This window comes from Nocardioides sp., from assembly GCF_025965415.1.
GTDB lineage: Bacteria > Actinomycetota > Actinomycetes > Propionibacteriales > Nocardioidaceae > Nocardioides.
Genome location: NZ_JAOPWY010000191.1, coordinates 1 through 16,414, shown reverse-complemented (window position 1 = coordinate 16,414; position 16,414 = coordinate 1). Strand labels below are relative to the sequence as shown.

22 protein-coding genes are annotated in these 16,414 nt (G+C 71.7%); 12 read left to right on the top strand and 10 right to left on the bottom strand.

Going from position 1 to position 16,414, the window contains the following annotated elements; all coding sequences use genetic code 11:
* A partial coding sequence (locus tag JWN97_RS20295) for a helicase-related protein (protein ID WP_297627357.1) occupies positions 1–976 on the top strand: 976 nt, incomplete at its 5' end.
* A 9-nt stretch (positions 977–985) separates the two neighbouring features.
* Here JWN97_RS20295 and JWN97_RS20290 read toward each other — a convergent pair.
* Complete coding sequence (locus JWN97_RS20290; RefSeq protein WP_297627347.1) at positions 986–1,501, bottom strand: DUF1707 domain-containing protein; 516 nt, start codon at positions 1,499–1,501, stop codon at positions 986–988.
* Between the two features lie 78 nt (positions 1,502–1,579).
* Here JWN97_RS20290 and JWN97_RS20285 point away from each other — a divergent pair, with 78 nt between their 5' ends.
* Both JWN97_RS20285 and JWN97_RS20280 read left to right on the top strand, forming a co-directional pair.
* The gene (locus JWN97_RS20285; protein WP_297627344.1) at positions 1,580–2,146 is read left to right on the top strand and encodes a hemerythrin domain-containing protein; all 567 of its coding nucleotides are present in this window, start codon (positions 1,580–1,582) and stop codon (positions 2,144–2,146) included.
* A gap of 11 nt (positions 2,147–2,157) precedes the next feature.
* Positions 2,158–2,523, top strand: a complete 366-nt coding sequence (locus JWN97_RS20280; RefSeq protein ID WP_297627342.1) for an MmcQ/YjbR family DNA-binding protein — start codon at positions 2,158–2,160, stop codon at positions 2,521–2,523.
* Between the two features lie 4 nt (positions 2,524–2,527).
* On the opposite strand, the gene JWN97_RS20275 is transcribed toward JWN97_RS20280, so the two are convergent.
* Positions 2,528–3,184 carry a potassium channel family protein gene (locus JWN97_RS20275; RefSeq protein WP_297627339.1) on the bottom strand — a complete coding sequence of 219 codons (657 nt, stop codon included), beginning with the start codon at positions 3,182–3,184 and terminating at the stop codon, positions 2,528–2,530.
* Positions 3,185–3,258: 74 nt separating this feature from the next.
* On the opposite strand from JWN97_RS20275, the gene JWN97_RS20270 reads away from it, so the two are divergent.
* From JWN97_RS20270 to JWN97_RS20245, 6 genes are all read left to right on the top strand, one after another.
* Positions 3,259–3,753 (top strand): hypothetical protein, encoded by a 495-nt coding sequence (locus JWN97_RS20270; protein WP_297627337.1) that lies wholly within the window; start codon positions 3,259–3,261, stop codon positions 3,751–3,753.
* Positions 3,754–3,757: 4 nt separating this feature from the next.
* A complete protein-coding gene (locus JWN97_RS20265) occupies positions 3,758–4,276 on the top strand; it encodes a hypothetical protein (protein WP_297627334.1) in 519 nt (172 codons plus the stop codon).
* 29 nt (positions 4,277–4,305) lie between these two features.
* Positions 4,306–5,277, top strand: a complete 972-nt coding sequence (locus JWN97_RS20260) for an NAD(P)/FAD-dependent oxidoreductase (protein WP_297627322.1) — start codon at positions 4,306–4,308, stop codon at positions 5,275–5,277.
* 81 nt (positions 5,278–5,358) lie between these two features.
* Positions 5,359–6,636, top strand: a complete 1,278-nt coding sequence (locus JWN97_RS20255) for a glycosyltransferase family 4 protein (protein ID WP_297627319.1) — start codon at positions 5,359–5,361, stop codon at positions 6,634–6,636.
* Complete coding sequence (locus JWN97_RS20250; protein WP_297627316.1) at positions 6,623–7,393, top strand: class I SAM-dependent methyltransferase; 771 nt, start codon at positions 6,623–6,625, stop codon at positions 7,391–7,393. Before JWN97_RS20255 ends, JWN97_RS20250 begins: the two co-directional genes overlap by 14 nt.
* Positions 7,390–8,508, top strand: coding sequence for a prenyltransferase (locus tag JWN97_RS20245; protein WP_297627313.1), 1,119 nt, complete (start codon positions 7,390–7,392; stop codon positions 8,506–8,508). The genes JWN97_RS20250 and JWN97_RS20245 overlap by 4 nt, the downstream gene beginning before the upstream one ends.
* Here JWN97_RS20245 and JWN97_RS20240 read toward each other — a convergent pair.
* From JWN97_RS20240 to JWN97_RS20225, 4 genes are all read right to left on the bottom strand, one after another.
* Positions 8,467–9,132: a class I SAM-dependent methyltransferase gene (locus tag JWN97_RS20240; protein ID WP_297627310.1), complete on the bottom strand. Its 666-nt coding sequence runs from the start codon at positions 9,130–9,132 to the stop codon at positions 8,467–8,469. The genes JWN97_RS20245 and JWN97_RS20240 overlap by 42 nt on opposite strands.
* A 3-nt stretch (positions 9,133–9,135) precedes the next feature.
* On the bottom strand, positions 9,136–10,434 hold the full coding sequence (locus tag JWN97_RS20235; protein ID WP_297627307.1) for an alpha/beta hydrolase: 1,299 nt from the start codon (positions 10,432–10,434) through the stop codon (positions 9,136–9,138).
* Positions 10,435–10,489: 55 nt separating this feature from the next.
* Positions 10,490–11,227 carry a dienelactone hydrolase family protein gene (locus JWN97_RS20230; protein WP_297627304.1) on the bottom strand — a complete coding sequence of 246 codons (738 nt, stop codon included), beginning with the start codon at positions 11,225–11,227 and terminating at the stop codon, positions 10,490–10,492.
* A 79-nt stretch (positions 11,228–11,306) separates the two neighbouring features.
* Positions 11,307–11,951 (bottom strand): sulfotransferase family 2 domain-containing protein, encoded by a 645-nt coding sequence (locus JWN97_RS20225; RefSeq protein ID WP_297627301.1) that lies wholly within the window; start codon positions 11,949–11,951, stop codon positions 11,307–11,309.
* A gap of 41 nt (positions 11,952–11,992) precedes the next feature.
* Between JWN97_RS20225 and JWN97_RS20220 the strand changes: the two genes are divergently transcribed.
* Positions 11,993–12,658, top strand: coding sequence for a hypothetical protein (locus JWN97_RS20220; RefSeq protein ID WP_297627298.1), 666 nt, complete (start codon positions 11,993–11,995; stop codon positions 12,656–12,658).
* On the opposite strand, the gene JWN97_RS20215 is transcribed toward JWN97_RS20220, so the two are convergent.
* Positions 12,652–13,293, bottom strand: coding sequence for a sulfotransferase family 2 domain-containing protein (locus JWN97_RS20215; protein WP_297627295.1), 642 nt, complete (start codon positions 13,291–13,293; stop codon positions 12,652–12,654). The two genes, JWN97_RS20220 and JWN97_RS20215, sit on opposite strands and share 7 nt — an antisense overlap.
* A 59-nt stretch (positions 13,294–13,352) precedes the next feature.
* Here JWN97_RS20215 and JWN97_RS20210 point away from each other — a divergent pair, with 59 nt between their 5' ends.
* Positions 13,353–13,889, top strand: coding sequence for a cytochrome b/b6 domain-containing protein (locus JWN97_RS20210; RefSeq protein ID WP_297627292.1), 537 nt, complete (start codon positions 13,353–13,355; stop codon positions 13,887–13,889).
* A gap of 1 nt (position 13,890) precedes the next feature.
* Here JWN97_RS20210 and trxA read toward each other — a convergent pair whose 3' ends face one another.
* Genes trxA through JWN97_RS20190 form a run of 3 tightly spaced genes read right to left on the bottom strand, consistent with a single transcriptional unit; the run spans position 13,891 to position 16,018 of the window.
* Complete coding sequence (gene trxA, locus JWN97_RS21315; protein ID WP_363321317.1) at positions 13,891–14,571, bottom strand: thioredoxin; 681 nt, start codon at positions 14,569–14,571, stop codon at positions 13,891–13,893.
* Positions 14,572–14,615: 44 nt separating this feature from the next.
* Positions 14,616–15,320 carry an MBL fold metallo-hydrolase gene (locus JWN97_RS20195; RefSeq protein WP_363321316.1) on the bottom strand — a complete coding sequence of 235 codons (705 nt, stop codon included), beginning with the start codon at positions 15,318–15,320 and terminating at the stop codon, positions 14,616–14,618.
* Complete coding sequence (locus tag JWN97_RS20190) at positions 15,314–16,018, bottom strand: maleylpyruvate isomerase family mycothiol-dependent enzyme (RefSeq protein ID WP_297627289.1); 705 nt, start codon at positions 16,016–16,018, stop codon at positions 15,314–15,316. The genes JWN97_RS20195 and JWN97_RS20190 overlap by 7 nt, the downstream gene beginning before the upstream one ends.
* A gap of 137 nt (positions 16,019–16,155) precedes the next feature.
* Between JWN97_RS20190 and JWN97_RS20185 the strand changes: the two genes are divergently transcribed.
* Positions 16,156–16,414: hypothetical protein (locus JWN97_RS20185; RefSeq protein ID WP_297627286.1), on the top strand; the 259-nt coding region annotated here is incomplete at its 3' end.

Sequence of the window (16,414 nt, the reverse complement as noted above, 5' to 3'; positions counted from 1 at the left end):
CCGCCCGCTGAAGTGGGACGAGTTCCAGGAACGCGTGGGCCAGACGGTCTACCTGTCCGCCACCCCCGGCAAGTACGAGCTCGCCAAATCCGACGGCTTCGTCCAGCAGATCATCCGCCCGACCGGCCTGGTCGACCCCGAGGTCGTGGTCAAGCCGACCAAGGGCCAGATCGACGACCTGATCCACGAGATCCGCACCCGCGCCGACAAGAACGAGCGGATCCTCGTCACCACGCTGACCAAGAAGATGTCCGAGGACCTCACCGACTACCTCCTCGACGCCGGCATCCGCACCCGATACCTCCACTCCGAGGTCGACACGCTGCGCCGCATCGAGCTGCTCCGTGAGCTGCGGATGGGCGAGTACGACGTGCTCGTCGGCATCAACCTCCTCCGCGAGGGCCTCGACCTGCCCGAGGTGTCGCTGGTGGCGATCCTCGACGCCGACAAGGAGGGCTTCCTCCGCTCCGACAAGTCGCTCATCCAGACGATCGGCCGTGCGGCGCGCAACGTCTCCGGCCAGGTCCACATGTACGCCGACAAGATCACGCCGTCGATGGAGAACGCGATCGGCGAGACCAACCGTCGCCGCGCCATCCAGGTCGCCTACAACAAGGAGCGCGGCCTCGACCCGCAGCCGCTGCGCAAGAAGATCGCCGACATCACCGAGATGCTGGCGCGCGAGGACGAGAACACCGAGGAGCTGCTGCGCACCTGGGCCGACGTGGGCCAGAAGGGTCGCGCCGGCGGCGTGAAGGCGGGCAAGTCGCCGACCCCTGCGCTCTCGAAGATCCACCACGACATGCCCGACACCGCTGGCATCCCGAGCAGCGACCTGGCCGAGCTGATCCAGGCGCTGACCGACCAGATGAAGACCGCGGCCGCCGACCTGCACTTCGAGGTGGCTGCGCGCCTGCGCGACGAGATCTCCGACCTCAAGAAGGAGCTCCGCCAGATGATGGAAGCAACGAAGTGAGGAGAGGCCTCAGATCCCGTCTTCGCGCTTCTTGAGCTCCTTGCGCTCCTTCTTCTCCAGCTCGCGGACGTGCTCGTCGATGATGTCCTGCTTCCGCGCGACGACGCGCACGAGGTTCATCAGCGCGAACCCCATGGGAAACAGTGGCCACGGGAACTCGCCCCACATGGTGACGGCCCAGATCGTCCAGAGCAGCGCCGAGAGCCCGACCAGGCCGAGCAGCGCCTCGCGCCGGTCGCCCTCCCACTTGCGGACGGCCTGCCGGTGCAGGTCGTCGACGCTGGAGCGCGGCGCCCGGGCGACGGGCAGGTCCTCGACCAGCGGCATCAGGTCGCCCAGGGTGCGGCTGGCGATCGCCGCGTCGGTGCGCTCGTCGTACTCGGCGCGGGTGATGCGCCCCTCCGCGAAGGCGTCGGCGAGCACGGACTCGATCACGGCGCGGTCGCGGTCCGACGACCGCATCGCCGCGTTGGCGGGGATGCGTGGGTCGTGGTCGAACTGGTCCCACACCTCGATGCCTGGCACGACGCCATCGTAGGCGGACCACCCCTGCGGAGGTGGGAGCAGTGCCATCGGCCCCCCAAGGGGGCTATTTTCACTGGCATGAGCACTCCCATCGACCTCGGTCGCCCGATCTCCGGCGACGTCATCGACCTGATCCTCGACGACCACCGGCGCTTCGAGGCGCTCCTGCGCGACCTGCGTGACAGCACCTCGGACCGCGACGCCGTACGCCACGCGCTGGCCGCCCTGCACGTGGCCCACGCGGAGGCCGAGGAGAAGCACGTCTATCCCAAGCTCCGCCGCAAGCACGCCATCACCGAGCACGAGGCCGAGCACGGCGAGGAGGAGCACGCCGAGGGCCACGAGGCGATGCTCGCGGTGCTCGAGCTCAAGGGCACCGACACGCAGGCCTTCGACGACGCCGTCGAGGAGCTGGCCAAGGTCCTCAACCACCACCTGACCGAGGAGGAGCTCACCATCCTCAACCCGGCCAGGGAAGAGGTGGGGGAGCAGGTGCGGGTCGAGCTCGGGACGGCGTTCGCCACCGAGCGCAACGCCCAGCTCGATGCCGACTGCGGCGCCATCGACAACGTCCGTCGCATCGTGAGGGCTGCCGAGAAGGAAGGCCTCCTCGACGACGAGGAGGACGAGGACTCCGACGACTGAGGGGTGACCGGGTGGACGTGGCACGGATGCAGGAGCTGTGCGCGGGGCTGCCCGGCGCGTGGCCCGACAACCCGTGGGGCCACGACCACCCGGTCTTCAAGGTCGGCCCGGGCGAGCGCGGCAAGATCTTCGCCTTCCTCGCCGCCCACACCGTCGGGGTCAAGGCCGGGGCGACGCGCGAGGTCGCCGACGAGTGGCTCCACCGCTACCCCGACGACGCCGGCGTGATGGCCTACATCGGGCGGTCCGGCTGGAACGACCTAGCTCTGGCCGGGGCCATCCCCGACGAGGAGCTCGTCGACGCGGTCGAGGAGTCCTACCGGCTCGTCGTGTCCAGGCTGCCGAAGCGCGACCGGCCCGAGGGCTGGGACGCCTGAGGCGTCAGCGCTTGCGCATCATGGTCAGGCCGACCATGCGGGCGACCACCATGGCGATGTAGAAGACACCGACCATCATCTCCAGCATCACGATCGAGCGGGCGTGGGCCCCCACCGCGACGATGTCGGAGAGCCCCACGCTGGTGAGCGTGGAGAACGACAGGTAGAGCAGCTCGAACCACGACTGGTCGAAGCCCGCGGGGCTGGAGAAGGAGTTGGGCCACACCACCTGCACCGCCGCGAAGGCGTAGGCGAAGCCCCACGCCACCACGGTGAACGCGGCGCCGGTCGCGAAGTACTCGTCGGTGGTGACCTCGTCGTCGTGGAGCAGGTAGCGCAGCATCGCGTAGGAGACGTAGAAGTAGAACGGCGTGTGCAGCAGTCCCGAGGCAAGCACGATCGCGTCGGTGTCCCTGAAGACCGGCTCGAGCAGCGTCAGCACCATGGCCGGTGCTCCCAGCACGAGCACGACGCGGCTCACGAGCGGCGTACGCCGGACCGCGAGCACCGCCGAACCGACGGCCAGCATCCCGATGACGCCCAGGAGCGTCTGCCCGACGACCGAGCCGTCGAGGAACGGCCACGCGAGGACCTGGAGCAGCTGCGCGGCCAGCAGCATCCCGGACGGGTGCGCCACCAGCTGGTCGAGACGTCGCTTCACGATCACGCAGTCTAGGGAGGCCGGCCAGCGGGTCTGAGCGGCGCGCGGCCCCTCCGCTGGGCTAGGTTCGCCGCGTGGGCGCACGCGGTGGCAGGTGGGTGATCGGCGCACTGTCGGTCGCGCTCGTCGCGCTGCTGGTGGCGATCGGCGTGCTGGCGACGTCGCGGGACTCCGCCGACGACGACCTCACCACCGCCCAGCGGGAGGTCGCGGAGGCCGCTCGCGCCGAGGCCCTGGCCTTCCTGACCGTCGACCACACCGACATGGATCCGCTCGTCGACGCGGTCCTCGCGGGTGCCACCGGCGACTTCGCAGAGCAGTACGAGTCCCAGCGCGACATGTTGACCAGCGAGGCGATCCGGACGAAGGCGACCTCGACCGGTGAGGTGGTCTCCCTCGGTGTCGGCGACGTCGACGACGGCTCGGCCACCGTGCTGGTCGCCGCCAACAGCACCGTGACCAACACCAGCACCGACAGCGAGGGCCAGGTCCGCTACTACCGCCTGAGGCTCGTCCTGGTCCGCGAGGGCGACCGGTGGCTCACCAGCACCCTCGAGTTCGTGAGGTGACCCGATGACCACGCAGAAGCGACTCATCTCCGTGCTGGCCCTGCTCGTGCTCGCCGCCGCGGTGGTCGTGGTGTGGCTGGTCCGCGAGGACGACGGGTCCGCCGCGGCCGTCACCTCGGCCGCGTCCACCGAGGCGACCGCGGTCTCGGCGGAGGTCAGGTCGGCGGTGCGCGACGCGGCGGCCGAGGCGGCCACCCGCGTCTACAGCTATGGATGGGAGACGCTCGCCGACGACAAGGCCGCAGCCCGGGAGCTGCTGACCGGCGGCATGCTCGCGCAGTACGACCGCACGATGGCCGGTGTGGCCACGTCCAGCCGACGCGACCACACTGTCGTGACCGCCGAGGTGGTCGACACCGGTGTCGTGACGGCCTCGCCGGCGTACGCCCGGGTGCTGGTCTTCGTCAACCAGCGCACCGAGGGCGACGACCTCGACACGCCCCTGCTCGACCTCGACCGGGTGCTCGTCACCCTCGTGCGCACCCGCGGCGTGTGGAAGGTCAGCGAGCTCGATGCCTTGTGAGCACGCTCCCGGGCCGTCAGGATCGCGACGTGGATGACGTGACGACCGACCTGCTGATCATCGGAGCGGGCCCGACGGGGCTCTACTCCGCCTACTACGCGGGATTCCGCGGGATGAGCGTCGCCGTCGTCGACTCGCTGCCCGAGCTGGGCGGCCAGATCACCGCGATGTACCCGGAGAAGGCCATCCTTGACGTGGCGGGCTTCCCCACCGTCAAGGGCCGCGACCTCGTCGCCGGCCTCGTGGAGCAGGCGGCCACCGCCCACCCGACGTACCTGCTCGACCGCACCGCCAGCACCCTGGAGCACCGCGACGACGACGTGGTCGTCACCCTCGACGACGACACCCGCATCGTGGCCGGCGCCGTCATGATCACCTCCGGCATCGGGAAGTTCAGCCCGCGCCCGCTCCCGGCCGGCGAGGGCTGGGTGGGGCGAGGCATGGAGTTCTTCGTGCCGAGCTTCGCGCCGTACGCCGGCAAGGACGTCGTCATCGTCGGCGGTGGGGACAGTGCCTTCGACTGGGCCCAGCACCTCGAGCCCCTCGCCGCCTCGGTGACCCTCGTGCACCGTCGCGACGCCTTCCGGGCGCACGAGCGGACCGTCGCGCAGGTGAAGGACTCCAACGTCGAGATCATCACCAACGCGGAGGTGACCGCCCTGCGCGGGGAGGCGCACCTGGAGGAGGTCGAGATCAGCGTCGACGGCCAGGAGCCGCAGACCCGGCCGGCCCAGGCGCTGGTGGCGGCCCTCGGATTCGTCGCCGACCTCGGCGCGATCCAGCGCTGGGGGCTGGTCACCTCGAAACGCCACGTCGTCGTCGACACCGCGATGCGGACCAACCTGCCGCGCGTCTTCGCCGCCGGCGACATCACCGACTACCCGGGCAAGGTCCGCCTCATCGCGGTCGGCTTCGGGGAGGCCGCCACCGCGGTCAACAACGCGGCCGTCGCCCTCGATCCCACGGCCCACGTGTTCCCCGGTCACTCCAGCGAGGGGTGAGCCCCGCGGGTCCTACCGGTCAGTAGGCATAATGGGGGACTCATCGAGCGCCACCTCGGAGCAGGACGAAAGGCAGAACCGTTGCGCATCGCCATGCTGTCCTACCGGAGCAAGCCGCACTGCGGCGGCCAGGGCGTCTACATCCGGCACCTGAGCCGTGAGCTCGTACGCCTGGGTCACGACGTCGAGGTCTTCTCCGGGCAGCCCTACCCCGACCTCGACGAGGGCGTCCGGCTCACCAAGGTGCCCAGCCTCGACCTCTACCGCGAGCCGGACCCGTTCCGGGTGCCGAAGCTGCGCGAGTTCCGCGACCGGATCGACGTCGAGGAGTTCCTCACCATGTGCACGGCCGGGTTCCCGGAGCCGAAGACCTTCGGCTCGCGGGTGGCGCGGCTGATGCGGGAGCGGGCCGGCGACTTCGACATCGCCCACGACAACCAGGTGCTCGCCCCCGGGATCATGGAGCTGGAGTCCTACGGCCTGCCCGTCGTCGCGACGATCCACCACCCGATCACCATGGACCGCCAGATCGACCTGCAGACCGCCCCGACCCGGCGCAAGCGGCTCACGCTGCACCGGTGGTACGGCTTCCTGCGGATGCAGGGCAAGGTGGCGAAGCGGCTGCGCAAGGTGCTCGTGCCGTCGGAGAGCAGCGCGCGCGACATCGCGCGCGACTTCGGCGTCGACCCGGCGCGCATCGAGACCATCCTGCTCGGCGTCGACGACGTCTTCGCGCCGCCGACCGCGCCGCGCGTGCCGGGCCGGATCCTCGCGATGGCGAGCGCCGACGCCCCGATGAAGGGCATCGCGACCCTGCTGGAGGCGTTCGCCAAGCTGGCCGTCGAGCGGGAGATCTCGCTGGTCCTGGTCACCCGCCCCGAGCCGGGAGGGCGCACCGAGCAGCTGATCGACCAGCTCGGCATCGCCGACAAGGTCAGCTTCGTCAGCGGCGTCAGCGACGAGGAGCTCGTCGAGGTGATGGGATCGGCCGAGGTGGCCTGCGTGCCGTCGCTCTACGAGGGCTTCTCGCTCCCGACCGCCGAGCTGATGGCGTGCGCGACGCCGCTCGTGGTCTCGCGCGCCGGCGCCATCCCGGAGGTCGTCGGGCCCGACGGCGAGTGCGCCGACCTCGTCACGCCCGGCGACGTCGGCGAGCTGACGAGCGCCATCGCGGCACTGCTCGACGACCCGGAGCGGCGTACGGCGATGGGTGCGGCAGGCCGGGCCCGCGTGCAGGAGCTGTTCAGCTGGCGTGCCGTGGCCGAGGCCACCGCCGCCGCCTACGAGGAGACCATCGCCGCCTTCCAGATCGAGCAGGGCCGGCGTGAGCAGGAGGAGTACCAGAGTGCTGACCGTTGACTTCGACCGACTCGGGCTGCGCCCGGGCGAGCGCGTGCTCGACATGGGCTGCGGCGCCGGGCGCCACGCCTTCGAGATGTACAAGCGCGGCGCCGACGTCATCGCCTTCGACCAGGACCCCGACGAGCTGGCCACGGTGCGCGAGTGGTTCGCCGCGATGCGTGACGCCGGCGAGGTCCCGATCGGTGCGGAGGCAGACGTGAAGGAGGGCGACGCCCTCGCCCTGCCCTTCGCCGACGGCGAGTTCGACCGGGTCGTCGCGGCCGAGGTGCTCGAGCACATCCACGCGGACGTCGACGCGATCAAGGAGCTGGTCCGGGTGCTGCGCCCGGGCGGCTCCCTGGCGATCTCGGTGCCGCGCTGGCTGCCCGAGATCGTCAACTGGAAGCTCTCCGACGACTACCACAACGCCGAGGGCGGCCACGTCCGGATCTACACGGCCGAGGAGCTCGTCGACAAGGTCACCAAGGCCGGTCGCTCCAACGACGGCACCCCCGGTGACGCGATGGTCTTCACGGGCAAGGACTACGCCCACGGGCTGCACGCGCCCTACTGGTGGATCAAGTGCGCGGTCGGCGTCACCAACGACGACCACCCGCTCGCCAGGACCTACCACAAGCTCCTGGTGTGGGAGATCATGAAGAACCCCCGGTCGCTCCGGGCGGCAGGCAAGGTCCTCGACCCGCTCATCGGCAAGAGCATGGTGCTCTACTTCACCAAGCCCGACCCGACGCCCGACCCCACGCCCGCCGCATGAGCGGACCCCTCGCCATCGAAGAGATCCTCACCCGGGCGCAGGTCGAGCAGACCGCGGCCTCCATCGCCGCGATGCAGGAGCCGTCGGGAGCCGTCCCGTGGAGCCCCGGTGAGCACACCGACGTGTGGAACCACCTCGAGTCGGCGATGGCCCTGATGGTCGGCGACCAGCGCGGGGCCGCCGAGCGTGCCTTCGCCTGGGTGCGTGCCACGCAGCGGGCCGACGGCTCGTGGCCGATGAAGATCGTCGGGGGAGAGGTCGAGGACCACTCCGGCGAGTCCAACATGTCGGCGTACGTCGCGGTGGCGGTGTGGCACCACTGGCTCGTGACCCGGGACGAGGCGTTCGTCCGCCTCATGTGGCCGACCGTGCGGCGCGCCCTCGACTTCGTCGCGTCGCTGCAGCTGCCCTTCGGCGGCGTCGCCTGGTCGCAGGAGTGGCGCGACGGCAACCCGGCCACGGTCAACGAGGACGCGCTGCTCGCCGGGTCGTCGAGCATCCACCACTCGCTGCGCGCCGGGGTCGCCCTCGCCGAGCTGGTGGGGGAGCCGCAGGTCGAGTGGGAGCTGGCCGGCGGACGCCTGGGCCACGCGCTGCGCGAGCACCGCGACCTGTTCCTCGACAAGTCCGAGTTCTCGATGGACTGGTACTACCCGGTCCTCGGCGGCGCCGTGCGCGGCGAGGCGGCGTACGCCCTGCTCGCCGAGCGGTGGGACACCTTCGTCGAGCCCGGCCTCGGGATCCGCTGCGTGTCCACCAACCCCTGGGTGACCGGCGCCGAGACCTGCGAGCTGGTGATGGCCCTCGACGCCATCGGCGACCGCGACCGCGCGCTGCGGCTCCTCGCCGACATGCAGCACCTGCGCACCGACGAGGGCACCTACTGGACCGGCTACGTGTGGCCCGACGAGGTCAACTGGCCCGACGAGCAGACCACCTACACGGCCGCGGCGGTCGTGCTGGCCGTCGACGCCCTGTCCGGCGGCACGCCCGGCGCCGACATCATGCGCGGTGCCACGCTGCCCGACTTCGCCGAGATCGCCCTGGAGTGCGGGTGCGAGTCGGCCGAGGGATCAGCCGAGCGGGTCGCCGGCCTCGCCCGTCGTACGGCGTAGGACCCGCATCGAGCCGACCGCGTCCACCTCGGTGAAGGCGCCGCTGGCCAGCGCGGGGAGGTAGATGTCCTCGTAGGGCGGGCGGCCGCCGTCGGCCGGGTCGGGGAAGACGTCGTGGATGACGAGCACCCCGCCCGCCATGACCCGGTGCGCCCAGCCGCGGAAGTCGGCGCGCGCGGGCTCCACGCCGTGGCCACCGTCGATGAAGAGCAGCGACAGCGGCGTGCGCCACCACCGGCTCACCGTCTCGGACCGACCGACGACCGCGACGACCTGGTCCTCCAGCCCCGCGCCGGCGACGGTGCGCCGGAAGGTGGGCAGCGTGTCCATCACGCCGAGGTCGGGGTCGACGAGGCTGTCGTCGTGGTGCTCCCAGCCGGACTGGTTCTCCTCCGAGCCGCGGTGGTGGTCGACGGTGAAGACGGTGCCGCCGACCTCGCGGGCCGCACCACCGAGCCAGATCGCGGACTTGCCGCAGTAGGTCCCGACCTCCAGCGCCGGGCCGTGGGGCAGCCGGTCGCGCGCCCACGCGTGCAGCAGCGCGCCCTCGTCCTCGGGCATGAAGCCCTTGGCGGCGCGGGCGTGGACCAGCAGGTCCTCGGGGAGGGAGCCGGGGAGGGTCACGGGCTAGGCGCCCTGCTCGACCGACGGGCCGTCGAGGTCCTCGGGCTCGACGCCGCTGTCGGCCTCGAGGCCGTGGCGCCAGGTGTTCCAGTGCCAGGTGAGGTAGCGGTCGACGGCGCGCACGGCGTGGGCGCTGCGGAGGGAGTGGAAGACGTCGAAGGCGTGCTGGGCGCCGGGCAGCTCGGCGTAGACCACCGACTTCTTCGAGGTGCGCCGCAGCTCGGCGACGAACATCCGAGCCTGGTCGACGGCCACGAGGCTGTCGAGCTCGCCGTGGATCACGAAGAAGTCCGGGGCATCGGGGGTGATCCGCAGGATCGGCGACGCGGCCTCGTAGAGGTCCGGTGCGTCGGTCCACGTCGTCTGCATCACTCGCGGGCCGAGGAAGGTGTCGCGCATCCCGATCGCGTTGGTCAGCCCGGTGGAGCCGGCGAAGTCGTAGACGCCGTAGAACGGGACGGCCGCCTGCACGCTGGTGTCGGCGTCCTCGAAGCCCGGCTGGAAGTCGGGGTCGCCCGGCGTCAGCGCTGCCAGCGCGGTGAGGTGGCCGCCGGCGGAGCCGCCGGTGATCGCGAGGTAGTCGGGGTTGCCGCCGTAGTCGGCGATGTGGGCGCGGACCCAGGCGATGGCGCGCTTGACGTCGACGATGTGGGCCGGCCAGGCGTCGCGGGGGGAGAGGCGGTAGTTGATCGCCACGCACACCCAGCCCTGGGCGGCCATCCGGTTCATCAGCGGGCGGCCCTGGTGCTCCTTCGCGCCGACCGACCACGCCCCGCCGTGCACCTGGAGCAGCACCGGCGCGTCCGTGATCGCGTCCTCGCCGGCCGGGAGGTAGAGGTCGAGGTGGCCGCGCCTGCCGGCGTCGGTGTAGGACAGGTTGCGGATGACCCGCACGCCGTCGTCGCTGAAGTCGAAGGGACGGGCCAGGTGCCGCCACCGCGTGGCCAGGTCGGCGGGATCCGGCACCTCGTCGAGCTGCTCGACGTAGTCGACGCCGAGGCCCTCGACCAGCGCCTCCTCGAGGCTGTCGGCGGCCTGCTGGCTCCGACGCACCATGCGGGTCAGGCCGAGCGCGCTGGCGCCCGCGAGGGCGAGCCCGGCCTTCGCGCGGAAGCCCTTGCGGCGACCGCGGGGCAGGTGGGCCGCCGCGTCGAGCGCGGTCAGCGCCAGCATCTGCGGCGCTGTCTCGTTGAAGACGAAGCCCGCGAGGAAGGACCCCACGCCCGACCGCTGCCCGCGGGCCGGACGTACGGCGTTGGCGGTCAGGGCGGCGATGACACTCTGGCGACCGAGGAAGCTCACCCCACCAACCTACTTGCCAGTACACCCCAGCACGAACGGGCCCGGAGTGCGGACCTCAGGCCGTCGGGCGGAGGTGGGCGGCGAGGAAGCCGAGCACCGCGTCGACCCCGGCCTGCTGCCGGTGCGCGGTCACGGTGGAGTGGCCCTTGCCCTCGAGCTCGACGCGGATGAAGGCGTCGCCGAGCTCGGTGGTGAGCGTGTCGAAGCGCTTGCCGACGGCAGGGTCAGAGCGGTAGCGCAACCCGAGCACCTGCTGCCCGGCCGCGCACCGGCCCTTCACGATGGCGAGGTCGCCGGGGGAGAGGTTGAGGTCGCGCGAGCGGCCGGGCGTGACGGCGAAGGGGGCACTGGGCTGGCACAGCACGGGCGCGGCGACGGAGTCGCCGACCATCATGGCCAGCGCGAAGCCGCCGGTGAAGCACATGCCCAGGGCGCCGACGCCCGGCCCGCCGAGCTCGGCGTGCAGCTCCCGGGCCAGCGAGCGCAGCCATCCCGCCACGGGCGCCGTCTCGCCGGTGCGCAGCTTGGTGAACTCCCGGCTGATGCACACCTGGCCCAGGGCCCTCGCCGTCGAGCCGGCCGTCATGGCCGCGCCATCGGTGCCGAAGAGGCTGGGCATGACCACGGTGTGGCCGGCGTCCACCACCTCATCGCCGAACGTCGCGACCTCCGGCGTGATGCCGGGGATCTCGTGGATGACGACGACCCCGGGTCCGCTGCCGCGTCGGTACGTCGGGTGGGTCGTGCCGTCGTACGTGTGGGAGCCGCGGGTCCAGCCGTCGGGGAACGTCATGCGCGCAGTCTGGCGCACCCGGCCGACCAGGCCGATGAGAACGACCAGGCCGACCAGAACGACTAGCCGACCAGAACGACTAGAAGGTGTAGCCGAAGGCCTCGAGGTCGTCGGCGTAGACCTCGGCGACCTTGGCGCGGGTCGCGTCGGAGTAATAGTCGCGATAGCTGCCGTGCGGCGACCGGTTGCGGTGCGGGATCGCGGTCGGCGAGCCCCCGAGGTGGCGCTCGACCTGCTCGAGGTCGACGGCGAAGGTCTCCGTGCGGCCCACGAAGTCGACCTCGCGGCCCGGTGCGCGGAGGTAGTCGACCTGGGGGCGCCCGACGCGCGGCAGCTCCTCGGTGCCGCGCATCACGAACTCCTCGAAGCCCGAGTAGGCCGCGGCCGCGCGCCACATGTCGTTGCCGCGCATCCTTGTGGCCTGCTCACCCTGCGGCTTGCCGCTGGACGGGCCCCACTCCCGGTCCCAGTCCTCGATCATCGACCACCACGAGACCATCCGGGCCCACGGGTTGCGGACGAAGGCGAAGGACCAGTACTCGACCGTGTGCGGCTCAGCGCGCAGGATCCGCTCGTACGGCGCGTGCCGGCCCAGCGGCGGCGAAGCGCCCGGGGTCTTGCTCCGCGCGTCGGGGCAGCAGCGCTCGAACGCCACGCCCACCGAGACGCCGCCCGTCTTGGGCACGTGCACGAAGAGTGCGCGCCTGGCGTCGGAGATCAGCACGGGCGAGAGGCTAGCCCACGCACGCGTGACAGGTCGGACCGATGGTGGATGATCGCCGGGTGATGACGTTCCTCGGGCTGGGTCCCGGACAGGACTTCGTGCTGCTCGCGCTGCCCAAGACCGCGAGCACGTCGCTGGAGCGCACCCTGTCGCCGTACGCCACCGAGGTCGTCAGCTCGCCACCCTCCCGCAAGCACCTCCCGGCCCGCGGCTTCGTGCACACCGTGGCGCACGAGCTCGCCGACCGGGGGCACCCGCGGGAGTCCTACGAGCTCGTCACCATGTTCCGCGAACCGATCGCCTGGCTGGAGTCGTGGTGGCGCTACCGCGCGCGCGACGACAGCCGGCAGTCGACCGCCGACCTGTCCTTCGACGACTTCGCGCGGCACTACCTCGCCGACGACCCGGACGCCCCGGTCCCGCGCGGGCGGCCCGCGAAGTTCATCCACGCGCAGGGGGCGGTCGCGGTCGACCGGGTCTTCAGCGTCGATCGCCCCGACGTGTGGTCGGCGTGGTTCGCCGGGCGGGTCGGCGTGCCGCTGGAGTTCGAGCGCCGCAACGCGTCCGCCGCCGAGCGGGGCGGGCTCACCCCGGCGACGCGGGCGGCGCTAGAGGCGCACTTCGCCCCGGAGTACGACGTCTGGCGCCGGCTCGCCGACACGGGCCAGTGGTCGGGCGCGCGCGGCACCCGGCTGGCGGCTCAGTAGGTGTAGCCGAAGATCTCGATGTCCTCGGCGTAGACCTCGGCGATCCGCTGGCGGGTCTCGTCGGTGAAGTAGTCGTGGTAGGTGCCGTGCTTGGACTTGTTCTTGTGCACCGGCACGGTCGGCTCGAGGCCGAGCTGCACCTGCACGCGCTGGAGGTCCTCGACGAAGTTCTCGGTGCGACCGACGAAGTCGACCTCGCGGCCGAACCTGGGTGCGCGCAGGTAGCTGATCTGGGGCGTGCCGACGCGGGGGAGCTCCTCGGTGCCGCGCATGACGAACTCGTCGAAGCCCGAGTAGGCGGCTGCGGCGCGCCACATCTCGTTGCCGTCGCGCATCGAGTTGTGCTTGACGTCCTGCGGCTTGCCGCTGCTCGGTCCGTGGCGGCGGTCCCAGGCCGCGATCATCGAGTACCAGGAGACCATCCGGGCCCACGGGTTGCGGACGAAGCCGAAGGTCCAGTAGTCGATCACCTGCGGCTCGTGCTTGAGGATCTTGCCCAGCGTGGCGTGCCGACCGAGGGCGGGACGCGCCTTGCGGGCGTCCGCACAGGCCTCCTTGACCGTCTCCTCGACCGACACGCCGCCGGTCTTCGGGACGTGGACGAAGAGGACCTGCCGGGAGTCGGAGATGAGCACGCGGTGAGGCTATCCCAACGGGCGAGGCCGTCGTCCGCGTCCGTGGCTAGCATCCTCGGATGCCGCCCCACGACGTCACGAACGGCTACCGTCCCGCCGCCAAGGTGCTGCACTGGCTGACCGTGCTCGCGCTGGGGGCCCAGCTGGCGGTGGGCTACGTGATGGACGCCGACGACTCCGGCCACGGCCGCGGTCGGGGCCGCGGGGGCGAGAGCGGGCGCGGCCGGGGACGCGGCGGGGAGTCGGAGGGCTACCTCGACGACCCCGACACGCTGGTCAAGGTCCACGTCGCGCTGGGGCTGACCATCCTGGTGCTGGCGGTGGCCCGGGTGGTGTGGCGCCGGGTGGCCGGCCTGCCGCCGTGGGCCGAGCAGCTGACGCCCGCGCAGCGGAGCCTCGCCACGTGGACCGAGCGCGTCCTGCTCGCCACCTTGTTCGTGATCCCGGTCACCGGTCTCGCGCTCGTCGCGTCGGGGGACGACGACCTGCTCTGGCCGCACGTGACCGGGCACCTCGTCTTCTTCGCGGCCCTCGTCGCCCACGTCGGGCTCGTGGCCCGGCGCCGGCTGCTTCCCCGGATGCTGCCCAGAGGCTGACTCAGCGCTCCAGCGGCCAGCCGCGCTGCGCCCAGCCGTTGGTGCCACCGGCGACGTTGAGGGCGGAGAGACCCTCGGCGCGCAGGTGGTCGACGACCTGGCGGCTGCGGCCGCCGACGGCGCAGACGACGAAGAAGGGGGTGTCGCGCGGCAGCTCGGCGATCCGCGCTGGGATGTCGTTCATCGGGATGTGGACCGCGCCGGGCACGCGCCCGCCGGCCACCTCGTCCGCCTCGCGCACGTCGACGACGTACGCCCCCTGGCTGTGTGCGGCGGCGAAGTCGTCGAGGTCGACCTCGTCCTGGGGGCCGTTGGCCGCGGCCTCCTGTGCGGCCTGCGCCTCCTGGCGCACGGCGTCCATGTCGAGCTCGCGGGCCTGGCTGATCACCCCGGCGAGCGCCTGGGGCGGCAGCGCGCCGGCCTGGTTGAAGAGCAGGACACCGTCGCGGAAGAGCATCAACGTGGGGATCGAGGTGATCGCGGCCATCTGGGCCAGCTGCTGCTCGGCCTCGGTGTCGACCTTGCCGAACACGATGTCGGGGTTGTCCTCCGACGCCTTCTCGTAGACGGGCGCGAACTGACGGCACGGGCCGCACCACGCAGCCCAGAAGTCGACGAGGACGATGCCCTCACCGCTCACGGTCTGCTCGAAGTCGGCCAGGGTCAGCTCACGCGTGCTCATGCCTCAAGCCTGCCACGACGTCCACGCCGACCCACGTCCGCGGGCTACCAGCCGCGCTCGCGCCACTCCTCGAGGTGCGGGCGCTCGTTGCCGAGCACCGAGTCGCTGCCGTGGCCGGGGTAGAACCAGGTCTCGTCGGGCAGCCGCTCGAAGATCTTGGTCTCCACCTCGCCGAGCAGCTGGGTGAAGAGGGCGGCCGCGTCGTCGCCCCGGGTGGCGCCGACGCCGCCGGGGAACAGGCAGTCGCCGGTGAAGAGGTGGGGCGTCGGGGCGATCGAGGTGTCGTCGACCAGGAGGCAGATCGACCCCGGTGTGTGGCCCGCGACCGGGATCACCTGCAGGTCGCACGTGCCGACCGCGATCTTGTCGCCCGCCCCCACCCGGCGGTCCACGGCCACACCCGTCTGCTCCTCGATCGCGTCGGCGTCGGGCTCCCCGGCGACGACGACCGCCCCCGGGTGTGCGGCCTTGACGGCGGCCAGCGCGCGGTGGTGGTCCCAGTGCTGGTGCGTGGTGACGATCGAGGTGAGGGACCGGTCGCCGATCAGCTCCAGCAGGCGCTCGGGCTCGGCCGCGGCGTCGATGAGCACGACTTCGTCGGTCACGCCGCAGTGCAGGATGTAGCAGTTGTTGGACATCGCGGGGTCGACCGCGACCTTCGTCAGCGTCAGGTCGCCGAGCCGCCGGACGTCGGGCTCACCACCCGGTGTCACGTCGCCGGTGTAGTCCTCGTGGTCGTCGGTCACCATGCCTCCACCTCCGGGAGAGCTCCTGCATCGGTCGTGAGTCCCTCGCCGGTGCCCCGGCCGGTGAGCCACCAGCCCAGCGCCGCCGACGTACCGCTGACGACGGGACCGCCGTCGCCCTCGCCGTAGTGCCAGGTGCGGTCGAGCTCGCTCGGCCGCACGCTGAACGGGGCGGGGTAGGGGCGCTTGGTCATGGACTGCAGCAGGAGCACCCGGAAGTCCTCGGGCCAGTCGGCGGGGGAGTAGCCGGCACCGAGGTCGGCGTGGTGGATCTCCACCTCGCGCACCCGCATCAGCACGACGTTGGCCAGCGCGAAGTCCGGGCCGCCCGGGGTCCGCTCGAACCTGCCGTCCCAGTCGTCCGGGTGCATCGCCTCCAGCGCCTCGGAGAACTGCCCGGTCGAGGCGAGGAAGCGGTCGCGGACCACCGTGGGACCCGCCGCGGCGAGCTCGGCGATGTCACTGTCACGAGCCTCGGGCGAGGCGTACATCGGCTGCGGCCGGCCCAGGTGCGCCCCGCGCAGCACACCGGCCAGCCCCTCGGCGTTGAGCGCGAGGTGGGCGATGACGTGGGCACGGGTCCAGCCGGGGAGCAGCGAGGCGCCGGCGTGGTCCGCGTCGGCGAGGCCGTCCACGGTGCGCACGAGCGCCTGGTCGGCACGGGCTATCTGGTCGGGCGAGGGGCGCGCAACGTCGGTCACGGGCCCATCGTGCCACCTCCCGACGCCCACCCGCGCGGGTGATCGATGGGCCGGGTGTCGGTGCCGCGTGAGAGGGTGGAACGGTGAGTCGGGTTGACCCGATTCGCCACCGGGACGAACATGTGTTCGACTCTGACATGCCCGCCAGAACGAGGACCACAGTGGCCGACCAGCTCATCATCCGGGGCGCCCGCGAGCACAACCTCAAGGACGTCTCGCTCGACCTTCCCCGTGACGCGCTCATCGTCTTCACGGGGCTCTCCGGCTCGGGCAAGTCCAGCCTCGCCTTCGACACGATCTTCGCCGAGGGCCAGCGCCGCTACGTCGAGTCGCTGTCGGCCTACGCCCGCCAGTTCCTGGGCCAGATGGACAAGCCCGACGTCGACTTCATCGAGG

Coding starts and splice junctions, on each gene's coding strand:
- JWN97_RS20285 (WP_297627344.1), top strand. CDS start 1,580: ATGAGCACTCCCATCGACCTCGGTCGCCCGATCTCCGGCGACGTCATC.
- JWN97_RS20265 (WP_297627334.1), top strand. CDS start 3,758: ATGACCACGCAGAAGCGACTCATCTCCGTGCTGGCCCTGCTCGTGCTC.
- JWN97_RS20245 (WP_297627313.1), top strand. CDS start 7,390: ATGAGCGGACCCCTCGCCATCGAAGAGATCCTCACCCGGGCGCAGGTC.
- JWN97_RS20230 (WP_297627304.1), bottom strand. CDS start 11,227: ATGACGTTCCCCGACGGCTGGACCCGCGGCTCCCACACGTACGACGGC.
- JWN97_RS20220 (WP_297627298.1), top strand. CDS start 11,993: ATGGTGGATGATCGCCGGGTGATGACGTTCCTCGGGCTGGGTCCCGGA.
- JWN97_RS20210 (WP_297627292.1), top strand. CDS start 13,353: ATGCCGCCCCACGACGTCACGAACGGCTACCGTCCCGCCGCCAAGGTG.
- trxA (WP_363321317.1), bottom strand. CDS start 14,571: ATGAGCACGCGTGAGCTGACCCTGGCCGACTTCGAGCAGACCGTGAGC.
- JWN97_RS20195 (WP_363321316.1), bottom strand. CDS start 15,320: ATGGTGACCGACGACCACGAGGACTACACCGGCGACGTGACACCGGGT.